Source organism: Ruegeria sp. YTSC002, assembly GCF_059609845.1.
Genome location: NZ_JBXWML010000001.1, coordinates 590,666 through 605,701, shown reverse-complemented (window position 1 = coordinate 605,701; position 15,036 = coordinate 590,666). Strand labels below are relative to the sequence as shown.

Here is a 15,036-nt window from a genome sequence, read left to right as displayed (position 1 = left end):
CACTCTCCCTGATTTATGCGACCGGCAATCGTCGTTCCACAATCTCGGCAAACCAACTGCAACCGGCGGGAATCGCGTCGTCGTCAAAGTTGTATTCCGGGTGATGGCACATGGCCGTGTCCCCGTTCCCGATAAAGATGTAAGCTCCGGGCCGTTCTTCAAGCATGTAGGCAAAATCTTCCGAGGGCATGATCGGATCAGTGCTGTCGTTGACCCTGCCCGCCACGGCCTCGGCCGCCTCGGCAGCGTACGCCGTCTCAGCCTCGGAGTTGACCGTAACCGGATAGCCGGGCGTCCAGACGACATCCGCCTTTGCGCCGAAGGCCGAGGCCGTATCCTCGGCGATCCTGCGCACGCGCTCTTCTGCAATCGCGCGGTATTCTGGGTCGAGTGTCCGGACGGTCCCCTGCAAACGGACTGTATGCGCGATCACGTTCGACGCGACGCTGTCCGTTTCGAACGTGCCCACAGTCAGCACCACGCGTTTGATCGGATCGACGTTGCGCGACACGACGGATTGCAACGACACAACGATATGCGAGGCTACCAGCGTGGTGTCTACCGCGTCATGCGGTGCAGCCGCGTGTCCGCCCTTGCCGGTGATCGTGATCTCGAATTCATCAGATGAGGCCAGCAATGCGCCGGGTCGGATCGCGAATTCGCCCACCGGCAAGCCCGGCATGTTGTGCATGCCATAGACCTCATCAATGCCCCAGCGGTCCATCAGGCCGTCCTGACACATGGCCAAGCCACCCGCGCCGCCTTCTTCTGCCGGCTGGAAAATCAGAACCACGGTGCCATCGAAGTTTCGCGTTTCGGCCAGGTACTGGGCGGCCCCAAGCAGCATCGAGGTATGCCCGTCATGCCCGCAGGCGTGCATCTTGCCCGATACGGTCGACGCATAATCCAACCCCGTCGCCTCTTCGATCGGCAATGCGTCCATATCTGCACGAAGTCCGATCACGCGCCCGGTCGTATCCTGCCGCCCCCGGATAACGGCCACGACACCGGTCTTGCCAATTCCCGGAGTGATCTCATCAACACCAAACTCCTTGAGGCGCTCGACAACGAAAGCAGCGGTTTCGTGCACGTCATACATCAATTCAGGATGCGCATGCAGATGGCGGCGCCACGCGGCAATATCGCCGTGCATTTCCGCAAGTCTGTTTTTGACAGGCATCTCAAGACCTTCCTCTGAACAATTGATGCTGTGTTGAATGCTACTCTGCGCCGAGCTTTTCAACCAGTCGTTGCATAAACTTGTGCCCCGCATCGAACTGCGCGATTGATATGAACTCGTTCGGCTGATGCGCCTGCGCGATATCGCCGGGGCCGCAGATCACGGCTGAATACCCGGCCTCCTGAAACTGCCCCGCCTCGGTCCCGTAGCTGACGACGTGGCTTGCGTTGTCCCCGGTCAGGGCGCGCACCAAAGCTTCGGCTTCTCCGTCCTGTTCAGGCACCAGCCCCGGGATCGCGAAATGCTCAGACAGTTCGATACGCGCATCGGCGTGAACGGCCTGCATACGTGCTTCGACCTGGCGAACCTGTTCGATATAGGCCTCGCGCCATTCAGCCTGCGTTTCGTCCGGCACCGTGCGGAAATCCATCATGAACTTGCAGTCTTTTGCAGTGATGTTGTGGGCTGTCCCGCCTTCGATCATGCCGACATGACAGGTGGTCCACGGCGGGTCAAAAACAGCCGCGATTTCGCTCGGCTCAGCGGCCATGCTCTCGGCGTTTCTATGATTTGCCCAATCGATCAAAGGCGCCGCCGCCATGATCGCATTCACGCCGGTATGCATGATCGAGCTGTGCACTTCGAACCCGACAATATGTGTATCAATGCCGAACCCGCCCTTGTGCCCCGTCACTGCCTGCATCATCGACGGCTCACCCACGATCACTGCCGATCCCTTGGGCAAAACCTGTTGCATTGCCTCAATCATGGGCGGCGCACCGGTGCATCCGACCTCTTCGTCAAAGCTGAGCGCAAGTTGCAGCGGCCGCTTTATTTCAGCGTAATGCGCTTCGACCAGGGCCCAGATCGCCAGGGCGTCAAACCCCTTCATGTCGCAGGTGCCGCGACCGAAGTATTTGCCGTCCTTCTCGGTCACCGTGAAAGGATCGGTATCCCACGGCTGACCGTCCACCGGCACGACATCCGTGTGGCCAGATAAAACCACCGCGCCTTCTTCCAGTGGACCCACATGCGCAAAGATCGCGGCCTTGTGCGGTTGATCCGGGTCCGGCCACCGATGGGGCGCGATTCCATGACCTTGCAGATATTCCTCGACCCAATCCACCAGCGGCAGATTGGTGTCGCGGCTTACGGTCGGAAATGAGATCAGCTTTGTCATGATCTCAAGCGGCGTCAGGCGTTTCGCCATTGGGGTCAATACCCGCTGTCGGTGGTCAGGATGAAGTGCCCTGCCTCAACCTCTCGATATTGCGAAGGTTCCGGCGTGTAGTCAGTGGGATGAATCGGAGAAGGGATCGGTTTGAAATTCAGATCCTTTTCCGATTTCCGCTTGTTCGGGTCCGCGATCGGAACCGCCTTCATCAGCGCCTGTGTATAGGGATGCTGCGGGTTCTCGAACACCCGCGCCCGGGGCCCAAGTTCGACAATACGACCCAGATACATGACCCCGACATAATGGCTGACCCTTTCAACCACGGCCATATCGTGACTGATGAACAGATAAGACAGGCCCAGTTCGGACTGCAATTCCATCATCAGGTTCAAAACCTGGGCCTGCACCGACACGTCGAGGGCCGAGACCGCCTCATCCGCGATGATCAGCTTGGGGTTCAGGGCCAGAGCCCGCGCGATGGCAATCCGTTGCCTCTGACCGCCCGACATTTCATGCGGGAACCGACGCATGAAGCTGCGCGGCAATTGCACCTTGTCGAACAATTGTGCCACGCGGTCCTGAAGCTCGGATCCCGACGCCACGCCATAGTTGCGCATCGGCTCGGCCACCTGATCGACCAGCTGCATCTGCGGGTTCAGCGATGCGAACGGGTCCTGGAAAATCATCTGCATGTCCAGCCGGGCCTTGCGCAAACCAGATGGGTCAAGCTTCATGATGTCGACACCGTCCAGATCAATCTCGCCCGCCAGAGGCTCAACCAGCCGCAGGATCGAGCGCCCAGCCGAAGACTTGCCGCACCCGGATTCGCCGACAAGGCTGAGCGTCTGACCTTTGTTCAGTGTGAACGAGACATCCTCGACCGCATGAACGTTCGAGATCGTGCGCCGCAAAAGCCCGCCCTTGACCGGGAACCGGGTCGTCAGGTTCTTGACGGTCAGCAGAACCTCTTCCGTACCCGGAATTGGTGCAATATTCTGCCCTTCGACCCCCAGCAGCTTCATCGGCTCGGGCGCAGATTTCCCCTGCATCTCGCCCAGTTTCGGCACTGCGGCCAGCAACGCCTTGGTATAGTCGTGCTGCGGGTTCTCAAAGATTTCCTTGACGGTGCCTTCTTCGACCTTGTTGCCGCGGTACATGACAACCACACGGTCAGCCATCTGTGCAACCACGGCCATATCGTGGGTGATGAACATCACCGCAGTTCCGGTTTCCCGCTTGAGGCGGTCCATCAAGGCCAGGATCTCGGCCTGAATGGTCACGTCCAGCGCTGTGGTGGGTTCGTCGGCGATCAACAGGCGCGGCTCGCAGGCCATCGCCATCGCAATGACGACGCGTTGGCGCATCCCGCCCGACAACTCGTGAGGATATTGTTTCAGACGCCGCTCAGGTTCAGGTATGCGAACCTGGCGCAACAATTCCAGCGCCCGCGCTTCTGCCTGCGCTTTCGTCATGTCCTTGTGGATACGCAGACCTTCGGTCAACTGGCGACCCACGGTGAAAACGGGGTTCAGCGCGGTCATCGGCTCTTGAAAGATCATCCCGATCTCGTTGCCGCGAATCTGCTTCATCAGATCCTGATCGGCCTTGGCCAGGTCCATTTTTTCGCCATCGCGACGATCAAACAGCAGTTCGCCGCCCGCGATTTCGCCGCCACCGAACTCGACCAGGCGCATCAAGGACAACGATGAAACCGACTTCCCCGAGCCCGATTCGCCAACGATACAAACGGTTTCGCCTGGCTTGACCTCGAACGAGACGTCCTCAACACCAACAACGGGACCGTCCTTTGTCTGAAACTCCACCCGCAGTTTTTTGATTTGAGCAATAGGCTGATCCAGCACGTGCGCGCTCCCTTGACGACGTTGTTCTTGTTCTGAATGCCGAACGCTACGGCGGGCCACCGGGAAAAGTCAAACCCATTACACATTTTCGCGACGGCACCACTTGCATTTTTCTCAAGTTCTGTTTCGATACCCAACGTAACCGCCTTGGGGAGGCAGCGCCGACGGAAACCGTTAGCGCTATTATCACGAATGATCAAAACCTTACCCCGAAGCGGCAACGCCAAACCCGCAGGCCTTGCGGAGATAATCGAGACACGAACGTGTCCAATTCGGGAGTGACTTATGAAAATCAAAACCCTTTTGCTAGGTGCGATCGCAAGCACGGCAATGGCCCCGATGGCCTTTGCCGAGCGCGGTTCGGACGGCAATGTCAGCATCATCTATTGGCAGGCCCCGTCGATCCTGAACCCGTTCCTGTCCGGCGGCACGAAAGACGTGGAATCAGCCTCGCTGGTGATCGAGCCGCTTGCCCGCTACGACCAGGACGGCAACATGGTGCCATATCTGGCGTCTGAAATCCCGACCGTGGAAAATGGCGGTGTCAGCGAAGATCTGACGTCGATCACATGGAAAATCGCGCCGGGAATCAAATGGTCGGACGGCACTCCGTTCACCGCTGCTGACGTGAAGTTCACCGCCGATTACTGCATGCACCCGGAAGGTGGCTGCGCGCAGGTGACCAAGTTCGAAGGCGTCACCTCGGTCGAGGCTGTTGATGACCTGACCGTCAAAGTCACTTTCGACGCACCGACCCCCTTCCCCTATGGTCCGTTCGTCGGCGGTGAAAGCCCGATCATTCAGGCCGCACAGTTCGCCGATTGCCTTGGTGCGAAAGCACCTGAATGCACCGACCAGAACTTCAACCCCATCGGCACCGGCCCCTTTGTCGTCACCGAGTTCAAACCGAACGACGTGATTACATTCAAGGCCAACGACAATTATCGTGACCCGAACAAACCGGCCTTTGCGACCGTGACCTTCAAAGGCGGCGGTGACGCGACAGCTGCTGGTCGTGCCGTCATGGAAACCGGTGAGTTTGATTATGCCTGGAACCTGCAACTGGCTCCGGAAGTGATCGCACAGATGCAGGAAGGCGGCAAAGGTACGCCGGTTGCAGGCTTCGGCCCGCTGGTCGAGCGCATCATGCTGAACCAGACCAACCCGTCGCCCGAGCTGCCGGAAGGCGAGCGTTCGACGGCCAAGCACCCGCACCCGTTCCTGAAGGATCCGGCCGTTTACAAAGCCATGTCGATGGCCATCGACCGTCCGCTGCTGGTGGAAATCGGCTATGGTCAGGCTGGTAAAGTGACCTGCAACTGGGTTCCGGCCCCTGCCGCATTCAACTCGACCTCGATGACCTGCGACACGCAAGATATCGAAGGCGCCAAGAAACTGCTGGATGATGCCGGCATCGTCGACACCGATGGCGACGGCGTCCGCGAGAAGGACGGCGTTCCGCTGAAGATCGTCTATCAGACCTCGACCAACGCCGTCCGCCAGGACTTCCAGGCGCTGATCAAGGAATGGTGGAGCCAGATCGGCATTGAAACCGAACTGCGCAACATCAACGCATCGGTCTTTTTCGGTGGTGACCCGGGCTCGCCCGATACGTTCCAGAAGTTCTATGCCGACGTTGAAATGTACGCCAACACCTTCAACGGCACCGACCCGCAATCCTATCTGGGCAACGGCCTGTGCGACAAGGCACCGCGCCCCGAGACGCAGTGGCAGGGCGAGAACATCAGCCGCTTCTGCAACGAAGAGTTCGACAAGCTGCACGCTCAGCTGGCTGAAACCGCGGGTCTTGAGCAACGTGCCGAGATCGCGAAAAAGCTGAACGACATCATGGTTGAAAACGGTGGCATGATCCCGCTGGTTCACCGTGGTCGTCTGTCGGCGCACGCAAACACCCTGGGTGGCGTTGTCCTGAACGTTTGGGACAGCGAGCTGTGGAACATTGCGGACTGGTACCGCAAGACCGGTTCCTAAGCACTGACCTTGCAAAACCGCGCCCCGATCGTTATCGGGGCGCGGTCATTTGCATCCCACCCCAACAAGAAGACGCATATAAAGGCGCCTCTTAATGCTTAATTTCACAATCAGACGACTGGTGCTGGCCGTTCCAACGCTGCTGTTCATCAGCCTCGTCATCTTCCTGCTCCTCGAACTCGCACCCGGCGATCCGATGGCGCAGGTTCCGCTCACCGTTCCCCCCGAAGTCAAGGAAAAGATGCGCGAGGCGCTTGGCCTTGGCCAGCCGATGCATATCCGGTTCTGGAAGTGGATCGTGCAGTTCTTCTGGATCGAACCGCAGGTCCTGATCGACTCGATGTTCGGTACAACCTTTTCCGAAGGCGACCTGCGCGTGATATCCTGGCAGACCCGCTCGCCCGTCATGGACATCGTTGTTCAGCGTATCCCGCAGACTCTGTGGGTTGTCGGCACCGCCTATGTGGTCGCCATCCTGATCGCCCTGCCCATCGGCATCTATTCGGCCTATCGTCAGTATTCCTGGTTCGACCAGATGGGCACCTTCGTGTCGATGGTCGGCTTCTCGGTCCCTCCGTTTTTCTCGGGCGTTCTGGTGATCGTGATTTTCTCGGTCCAACTGGGCTGGTTCCCGTCGATCTATGACACCACGCATGTGGTCAACAGCTGGGACAGCTTCGTCGTGCAGCTAAAGCAGATGATCATGCCGGTCATGGTGCTGGCGTTGCAGATCACTGCGCAGCTCAGCCGATTCATGCGCGCCTCGATGCTGGACAATCTCAACCAGGATTACGTCCGCACCGCCCGCGCCAAGGGGCTCAGCGAATACACCGTGGTCATGGTCCACGTCCTGAGGAACTCGATGATCCCGGTGGTCACGGTCATTGCACTGGGTATCCCGGCCATCTTCGGCGGCGCCATCATCACCGAGCAGGTTTTCAAGGTGAATGGTATCGGTCAGTTGCTGATCGGGGCCATCCAGGCCAATGACCTGCCGATGGTGCAAACCCTGACCTTCATCTTTGCCGTGCTGATCGTGCTGTTCAACCTGATCGCCGACGTCCTGTATGGCATTCTGGACCCGAGGATTCGCTATGACTGATCACGACAAATCAGACACGCTGATCCCCGACGAAGGTCTGGCCCCGGCATCCACCGCGCTGCCAACCGCTGATGTGATGGAGGAACTCACGACCCCGCCACGCAGCCAATGGCGCGATGTGTGGGATCAGTTCAAGACGCACAAGGGCGCAATGATCGGGGCGATCCTGTTCATCTTCATCGTAGCGGGCGTGTATCTGGGCCCCTATCTCTGGAGCATTGATCCGACGCAGATCGATATCCGGGCCCGCAATCAGGGGCCAAGCTGGGCGCACCCGTTCGGCACCGACCAACTGGGCCGGGATATTCTGGCCCGCATGATGTCGGGCGGTCAGACCTCGGTATCGGTGGGCATCACCGCGATGCTGCTGGCACTGTTTCTGGGATCGTTCATCGGCGTTCTGGCCGGGTTCTTCAAACGGCTGGATGGTCCGCTCATGCGTCTGACAGACCTGTTTCTGGCCCTGCCTCTGCTGCCCTTGTTGCTGGTCATGATGCTGCTGTTCCGCGAGCCCCTGTCGGCCGCGTTCGGGCTGGAGCGCGGGATCTTTATCCTGATCGTCTGCGCCATCGGCATCACCTCGTGGATGCCCACGGCGCGGATCGTACGGGGTGACGTACTGGCCATCAAAGAGCGTGAATTCGTATTGGCAGCCCGGTCCATCGGCACCAGCAACACTCAGATCATCACGCGGCATATCCTGCCGAACGTGTTGTCTCCGATCATGGTATCGGCGACGCTGGGCATTGCCACGGCCATCATCACCGAAAGCGCGTTGTCGTTCCTGGGTCTGGGCTTTCCGCCCGACTTCCCGACATGGGGTCGCTTGCTGTTCGACGGTGTCGATTATCTACAGCAATACCCCGAGCGTGTGTTCTGGCCGGGTCTGGCAATCTCGCTGACCGTTCTCAGCGTCAACTATCTGGGTGACGGTCTGCGCGACGCGCTGGATCCGCGCATCCGCGGTCGTTGAACTAAACCGAGCCGGCGCGCTTCAGCGCGCCGGCCAACAGCACGATCAGAACGGCCAATGGCAGCAGTACGGCAAAAGCCAGACGCAGGCCGAACAACTCCGCCAGAAGACCGATCAACGGCGGACCGATCAACAGCCCCCCATACCCCAATGTCGCTACACTTGCGATGGCTTGCCCCGGTGGCACGTTCGGATCGCTGGCCGCCCGGCTGAATGCCAGCGGCATGATCACGGCATAGCCAATTCCCATCAAGGCAAACCCAAGCAACGCTGTCAAAGGCGTCGCCGCAGAAACCACCGTAAAAACACCAAACGCGGCGCAAATACCGCCGAACCGGGCCGTAACAACCGGGCCGAACCGGGTGATAACAACGGCACCGGCAAGTCGAAACGCCACCATGGTCACTGAAAATACCGCATAGCCCAGGGCAGCGACGCTTTCGGTCGCCCCCGTGATGTCACGCAGATATATCGCGCTCCAGTCCGCGACGGCCCCTTCGCCCAATGCTCCGCACAAGGCGGCTATGCCAACCAGTATCAGCGCGCCGGATGGCAAGGCGAAAACCGTACCCTGAGGCCCTTTGGATCGGCGCGAGCTCCAGCTTACCCAGGATGACGCAAGCGCAAGGCCAACAACCACGCCGCCCGCCAGCAGGAAATGCACAAGAACCGTCAGCCCCATCTGAACCGCAACATACCCGCTGAGCGCGCCAAGACCGGCGCCAAGGCTCCACATTGCGTGGAACGAGGACATTACGGGTTTGTCATATGCCTGCTCTACCTCGGCGGCCCATGCATTCATCGCAACATCCATCGATCCGTGGAAGGCGCCAAAGACAAACAGGAACACTGCCAACCCCCAAAGCCCATCAGCCAGGGCAAGCAAGATCAGCGACCCAGTGTACAGAACTGCAATGATCCGGGTGATTGCAACAGCACCGAAACGATCCGTCAGCCGCCCGGTTATCGGGAAAGAGCAGACAGCCCCCGCCGCCATGAACAAAAGGCCGAATCCCAGTGCCTCATGGGACAGTTCCAACCTGTCACGTATGGCGGGAATGCGTGACGCCCAGATTCCGAACAGGGCGCCATTCAGAATGAACATGGCAGCGACAGCGCGCCATGCTGCAACTACGCTTATCATATGACTCCCTCGCTCTGCGTGCCAAGTGCCCGTGTTCTACAGGCCAGACGAAACCTGGCAATTGCCGCTCAACCGAGCCGTTTGCGGATGCGTCGGACCGCGTACCACACCGCGACGACAACCGGGATCGTAACCGCCGCCGTCAGCATGCCCTTGCTGATGCCAGAGGCCGTCAACGGATACAAAAGATAGCTGACCAGCGAAACCGCATAATAGCTGATGGCAACCACGGAAAGCCCCTCGACCGTGTGTTGCAACCGCAATGCCAGATCGGCCCGACGGTCCATGCTTTCCAGCAACGCCTGGTTTTGTGCGCTGCGTTCCACATCCACCCTTGTCCGCAGCAACTCACCGGCACGGATCGCCCGATCCGACAAGGCCTGAAGGCGGCGTTCCGTGGATTTCACAGTGCGGATTGCAGGGTCATAGCGGCGCATCATGAAATCGGCGAAATTCTGTCCGCCTTCGAAACGTTCTTCTCGCAACACTTCGATCCGCTGGTTGACGATGGCCTCATACGCCCCGGTGGCACCGAACCGGAAAGAACATCGGGCCGACAGTGTTTCGAGCTCGATCGACGTTGCCAGCAAATCCTGCAACAGCACGTCAGGTTGCGCCGAGTTGTCGGTCATCTGCCCCATCAACCGGGTGAGTTGCCCATCCAGTTCCCCGATGCGCGGCATCAGTTGCTTGACGCGCGCGAAACCCAGCATCGACATCGCCTTGTACGTTTCGATTTCGCACAGGCGCTGAATAATGCGTCCCGTCCGGCGCCGTCCGGTGCCCTCGGCCACGAACAAGGCAAAGCGCATATGACCTGCCGGATCGATACGAAAGTCACTGGCGCAAATGGCGGCATCGTCCAATACTCTGGCCACGGCCAGGCTTTCCGGCTCGAACCAATCCAGCAGCCTTGACTTTACCACATCGTCACTTTCGCGTTCAACGACGCGCACCATCGCCGACGTTACCCTTTGCCCCGGGCTGGCCATCAGCCAATCAGGCGGAAAGACTTCAAAGTCGGCCGGGTTGAACGCGCGATCACTCACGTTCTGAGCGATCGCGGTGTAGGTCACGAATTCGGTATGCTGCTCCCACTTCAACCAGTGGCGACCAATCTGACCCGCGTAATGTGTTGCATCAGGTTGAGGATGCTGCGCGCCGTGGCGGTCCAGCAGGTCGATCAAATGAGCCAAATCCTCACGACGATCACGAGCGACCGCAGCCTCTGGTTTCTTGATCGCCAGAAAGACCACAGTACAGGGCATTGACGCGACCGGAAACGGTCGAGCATGCAATTCATTGGCCAGCGCATAGCGAAGGGGATGGTCATCTATCGGTGTCATTCAGGGCTCCGCCTCGTCACGCGCACTATACGCCACATGGGCGATACATCAATTCTCTTTTTATTTCATACACTTACAAGGATACAACGGTATACAACACCGCTATCTCATTGATTTGGCTGCCACAGCTCGATGGGGTTGCCTTCGGGATCAAGGATGCGGGCAAATTTTCCAACTTCGCTGTCCCAGTCAGGATTGGTTTCCACCGTGATTCCAGCCTGCTCAAGCTGCGCCGTCAGCGCGGCCAGATCATCGACACGAAAATTGATCATCCACTGCTGATCGGCCCGTCCGAAATACTCGGTGTCCTCAGCGAATGGCGCAAAGACCGTATAGCCTTCACGCTGCTTCCAGGGCACGGGGTCATAGTGATTGACGCCCAAGTGCTTCTCATACCAGGCGCTCAACGCCTTTGGGTCGCGGGCGCGAAAGAACACACCGCCGATACCGTTCACCTTCTCCATCTTCGACCTCCTGCCATCTTTGTCGGCACCCCAGACTACCACACTCCGCCTGCTTCATCTGGCTGGAAATATCCTGGGGGTTTGGGGGCAACGCCCCCATGCACATTCACAAAGAAAAGGGCGCCCAAAGGCGCCCTTTGCAATCTGATCCAACGCGACGATCAATCGATCATCGGCAGCAGCTTGTCCAGTGACTCTTTGGCGTCGCCGTAGAACATCCGGGTGTTCTCTTTGAAGAACAAAGGATTCTCGATACCCGAGTACCCGGTGCCCTGACCACGTTTCGAGACGAACACCTGCTTGGCTTTCCAGCATTCCAGAACCGGCATGCCGGCGATGGGGCTGTTGGGGTCTTCCTGCGCCGCAGGGTTCACGATGTCGTTCGAACCGATGACGATGGCCACATCGGTGTCCGGAAAGTCATCGTTGATCTCATCCATTTCCAGAACGATATCATACGGCACCTTCGCTTCGGCCAGCAAAACGTTCATATGGCCCGGCAAGCGGCCCGCAACGGGGTGAATAGCGAAACGAACATTCTTGCCCTTGGCCCGCAGCTTGCGCACCAGTTCGGAAACCGATTGCTGCGCCTGTGCCACGGCCATGCCATAGCCCGGGATGATGATCACGCTGTCCGCGTCGTTCAGGGCCGCGGCCACACCGTCGGCCTCGATAGCGATCTGCTCGCCTTCAACGGCCATCTGTTCACCCTGAGGTCCGCCAAAGCCGCCCAGGATCACGCTGACAAAGTGGCGGTTCATCGCCTTGCACATGATGTAGGACAGGATCGCACCCGACGAGCCCACCAGCGCACCAACCACGATCAGCAGGTCGTTGCCCAGCGAAAAACCGATCGCCGCAGCTGCCCAACCCGAGTAGCTGTTCAGCATCGACACAACCACCGGCATGTCGGCGCCTCCGATGCCCATGATCAGGTGATAGCCGATGAACAGCGCCGCCAGCGTCATCAGGATCAGCGGGAACAGGCCCCCTGTCGAAGTGTACCAGATCAGGCAGATCAGCGAGAGACCCGCCGCCGCCGCATTCAGTGCGTGGCCACCGGGCAGCTTTGTCGCTGCCGAGGTCACCTTGCCCGCCAGCTTGCCATAGGCGACGACCGACCCGGTAAAGGTGATCGCACCGATGAAGATGCCCAGGAACAGTTCCACGTGCAGAATAGCCAGCTCAGCCGGAGTTTTCTTGGCAATCAGCTTGGCAAAAGACCCCAGATCGGACAGGTCCGCCTGGCTGGCGCTGTCAGCAATGGCCATGACCTGCGCCACGTTGCCGATCTCGAAATGCGCGTTGAAACCGACGAACACGGCCGCAAGACCGACCAGCGAGTGCATCGCCGCAACAAGCTGCGGCATCTCGGTCATCTGCACGCGCTGTGCAACATACTGGCCGATGAAACCACCGCCCGCGATCAGCAGCAGTGACAGCAACCACAGGCCCGAACCCGGGCCGACCAGCGTGGCGAAAACCGCCAGCGCCATGCCGACGATGCCATACCAGACCGCGCGCTTGGCACTTTCCTGGTTCGACAGACCGCCGAGCGAAAGGATGAAAAGGACAGCCGCAACAACATAGGCGGCAGTGGTGAAGCCATAATCCATGTGCCCGGCCTCCTTAAGATTTCTGGAACATGGCGAGCATGCGCCGGGTTACGAGGAAACCGCCGAAGATATTGATCCCGGCCATGAAGACGGACAGTGCCGCCAGCAGAATGACCAGGAACGACCCCGATCCGATCTGCATCAAAGCCCCGACGATGATGATCGACGAGATCGCGTTGGTGATCGCCATCAGCGGAGTGTGCAGGCTGTGCGCGACGTTCCAGATCACCTGGAAGCCCACAAAGATGGCCAGTACGAAGACGATGAAGTGCTGCATGAAACTGGCCGGAGCGATCAGCCCCACCAGCAGCATGAGCGCGCCACCAACACCCAGCAGGGTGAACTGCTGTTTGGTCTGCGCTTTGAAGGCCGAAATCTCCTGCGCCTTCTTTTCTTCCGGGGTCAGTTCCTTGACCTCGGGCTTCTTCTGCGCCGCGATCGCCTGCACCTTGGGTGGCGGCGGCGGGAAGGTGATCTCACCCTCATAGGTCACGGTCGCGCCACGAATCACGTCATCTTCCATGTCGTGATTGATCTGGCCGTCCTTGTTGGGTGTCAGGTCCGTCATCATGTGACGAATGTTGGTGGCGTACAAAGACGAAGACTGCGCCGCCATCCGGCTGGGGAAGTCGGTATAGCCGATGATGGTCACGCCATTGGGCGTCACGACCTTTTCGTCCGGCACGGTACCTTCGACGTTCCCGCCGCGCTCTGCCGCAAGATCAACGATGACCGAGCCCGGCTTCATTGCCTTGACCATATCTTCCAGCCACAGCTTTGGCGCCGGGCGGTTGGGGATCAGGGCCGTGGTGATGACGATGTCCATTTCCGGGGCCAGTTCGCGGAACTTGGCCAACTGCGCATTGCGGAACTCTTCTGACTGGACCGACGCATACCCACCGGTGGCCGCTCCATCCTGCTGTTCTTCTTCGAAATCCAGATAGACGAACTCCGCCCCCATCGATTCGACCTGCTCGGCCACCTCGGGGCGCACGTCGAACGCGTAGGTGATTGCACCCAGCGAGGTCGACGTCCCGATCGCGGCAAGTCCGGCAACACCGGCCCCGACGATCAGAACCTTTGCAGGCGGCACTTTACCTGCCGCAGTCACCTGACCGGTGAAGAAACGGCCAAAGTTGTTGCCGGCTTCGATCACCGCGCGATAGCCGGCAATATTGGCCATCGACGACAATGCGTCCATCTTTTGCGCGCGTGAAATACGCGGCACCATTTCCATGGCGATCACGTTTGCGCCCTTGGACTTGGCAAGTTCCATTCCTTCTTCGTTTCCGGCAGGATTGAAGAAGGAAATCAACGTCTTGCCCTTGGTCAGACGTTTCAGCTCAGTCTCGGTCGGGATACGAACCTTGGCGATGATATCTGCGGTCTTCCACAGCGACGCTGCGGTCTTGACAACCTCAACGCCCACAGCCTCATACGCCGCGTCCGAAAAACCGGCAGCAGCACCTGCGCCTTTTTCGATCAGGCACTCATAGCCCAGTTTTTGCAGTTGCACGGCCGAATCCGGAGTCATCGCGACCCGGTTTTCGCCGTCCAATATTTCCTTTGGCGTGCCTATCTTCACTGGCAGTCCCCCTAATTCTTAATCTGTCTGAGCGGGTGATCGGTATTCTTTGTTAAGCAAAGATGTATCCTGCGCAACATTATTTCGCAAGCGCAGCATTCCTGACGTGATGTCATTGCAGAATTCACCCTAGATCCAGCGCCGTGTCTTGCGTTCATAACGCGCGAAGTCGGCGCGAAAGGTTCGACGCAGGCGATCTTCTTCCGGCAGGATGAACCGACGCTCCAACACCCAGACGAAGACTGGCACAAGAACCAGAGACAATACGGCGTCAAAACGAAGAATAAGACCTGCAAGGATCAGAACGTCGCCCACATAGATCGGATTGCGACTGCGCTTGTAGATGCCGGATTGCACCATCGACGATGGTGTTTCATGCGGAACAACAGTTGTCTTGTGGCGGCGGAATTCGACCACCGCCAGGACAGCTATCAGGATTCCACCTCCGATCAACAGCCCGCTCAGTAGGTCCGTCAAACCGCCCTCAAGCGACAGGCCGAATTTCAGATACTTGCCCTGCAACCAGGCAAGCGCAGCAAAAGCAATCAGCCAAACCGGCGGCACGTCTATCCAGCGCATGCAGAGCCCTCATTGAGTG

Annotated in this window: 12 protein-coding genes; 3 read left to right on the top strand and 9 right to left on the bottom strand. The window is 59.0% G+C overall.

From position 1 onward, the window contains the following. Window positions 1–13: 13 nt before the first annotated feature. The 3 genes from AC2FFD_RS03005 to AC2FFD_RS02995 are packed head-to-tail and all read right to left on the bottom strand — an operon-like array spanning window position 14 to window position 4,216. Complete coding sequence (locus tag AC2FFD_RS03005; protein WP_496871869.1) at window positions 14–1,180, bottom strand: M20 aminoacylase family protein; 1,167 nt, start codon at window positions 1,178–1,180, stop codon at window positions 14–16. A 40-nt stretch (window positions 1,181–1,220) separates the two neighbouring features. Next, complete coding sequence (gene argE, locus AC2FFD_RS03000) at window positions 1,221–2,390, bottom strand: acetylornithine deacetylase (protein WP_480683942.1); 1,170 nt, start codon at window positions 2,388–2,390, stop codon at window positions 1,221–1,223. 5 nt (window positions 2,391–2,395) lie between these two features. Then, window positions 2,396–4,216, bottom strand: a complete 1,821-nt coding sequence (locus tag AC2FFD_RS02995) for an ABC transporter ATP-binding protein (RefSeq protein ID WP_170343756.1) — start codon at window positions 4,214–4,216, stop codon at window positions 2,396–2,398. A gap of 285 nt (window positions 4,217–4,501) precedes the next feature. Between AC2FFD_RS02995 and AC2FFD_RS02990 the strand changes: the two genes are divergently transcribed. The 3 genes from AC2FFD_RS02990 to AC2FFD_RS02980 all read left to right on the top strand — a co-directional run bounded on the left by AC2FFD_RS02990 (window position 4,502) and on the right by AC2FFD_RS02980 (window position 8,283). Further along, complete coding sequence (locus AC2FFD_RS02990) at window positions 4,502–6,208, top strand: peptide ABC transporter substrate-binding protein (protein ID WP_480683939.1); 1,707 nt, start codon at window positions 4,502–4,504, stop codon at window positions 6,206–6,208. Between the two features lie 94 nt (window positions 6,209–6,302). Beyond that, window positions 6,303–7,310: an ABC transporter permease gene (locus AC2FFD_RS02985; protein WP_170343754.1), complete on the top strand. Its 1,008-nt coding sequence runs from the start codon at window positions 6,303–6,305 to the stop codon at window positions 7,308–7,310. Continuing rightward, entirely contained in the window at window positions 7,303–8,283 is a 981-nt protein-coding gene (locus tag AC2FFD_RS02980; RefSeq protein WP_425078581.1) for an ABC transporter permease, read from the top strand. The genes AC2FFD_RS02985 and AC2FFD_RS02980 overlap by 8 nt, the downstream gene beginning before the upstream one ends. 1 nt (window position 8,284) lies before the next feature. On the opposite strand, the gene AC2FFD_RS02975 is transcribed toward AC2FFD_RS02980, so the two are convergent. The 6 genes from AC2FFD_RS02975 to AC2FFD_RS02950 form a co-directional block, all read right to left on the bottom strand. After that, window positions 8,285–9,427 carry an MFS transporter gene (locus tag AC2FFD_RS02975; protein ID WP_170343752.1) on the bottom strand — a complete coding sequence of 381 codons (1,143 nt, stop codon included), beginning with the start codon at window positions 9,425–9,427 and terminating at the stop codon, window positions 8,285–8,287. Window positions 9,428–9,495: 68 nt separating this feature from the next. Further along, window positions 9,496–10,773 (bottom strand): DUF3422 family protein, encoded by a 1,278-nt coding sequence (locus AC2FFD_RS02970; RefSeq protein WP_480683936.1) that lies wholly within the window; start codon window positions 10,771–10,773, stop codon window positions 9,496–9,498. A 107-nt stretch (window positions 10,774–10,880) separates the two neighbouring features. Next, window positions 10,881–11,237, bottom strand: a complete 357-nt coding sequence (locus tag AC2FFD_RS02965; RefSeq protein ID WP_480683935.1) for a VOC family protein — start codon at window positions 11,235–11,237, stop codon at window positions 10,881–10,883. 161 nt (window positions 11,238–11,398) lie between these two features. After that, a complete protein-coding gene (locus AC2FFD_RS02960; RefSeq protein ID WP_152458621.1) occupies window positions 11,399–12,853 on the bottom strand; it encodes an NAD(P)(+) transhydrogenase (Re/Si-specific) subunit beta in 1,455 nt (484 codons plus the stop codon). A 13-nt stretch (window positions 12,854–12,866) separates the two neighbouring features. Further along, window positions 12,867–14,438, bottom strand: a complete 1,572-nt coding sequence (locus AC2FFD_RS02955; RefSeq protein WP_496871866.1) for a Re/Si-specific NAD(P)(+) transhydrogenase subunit alpha — start codon at window positions 14,436–14,438, stop codon at window positions 12,867–12,869. A gap of 129 nt (window positions 14,439–14,567) precedes the next feature. Further along, window positions 14,568–15,017: a methyltransferase family protein gene (locus tag AC2FFD_RS02950; protein WP_170343748.1), complete on the bottom strand. Its 450-nt coding sequence runs from the start codon at window positions 15,015–15,017 to the stop codon at window positions 14,568–14,570. Window positions 15,018–15,036: the final 19 nt, after the last annotated feature.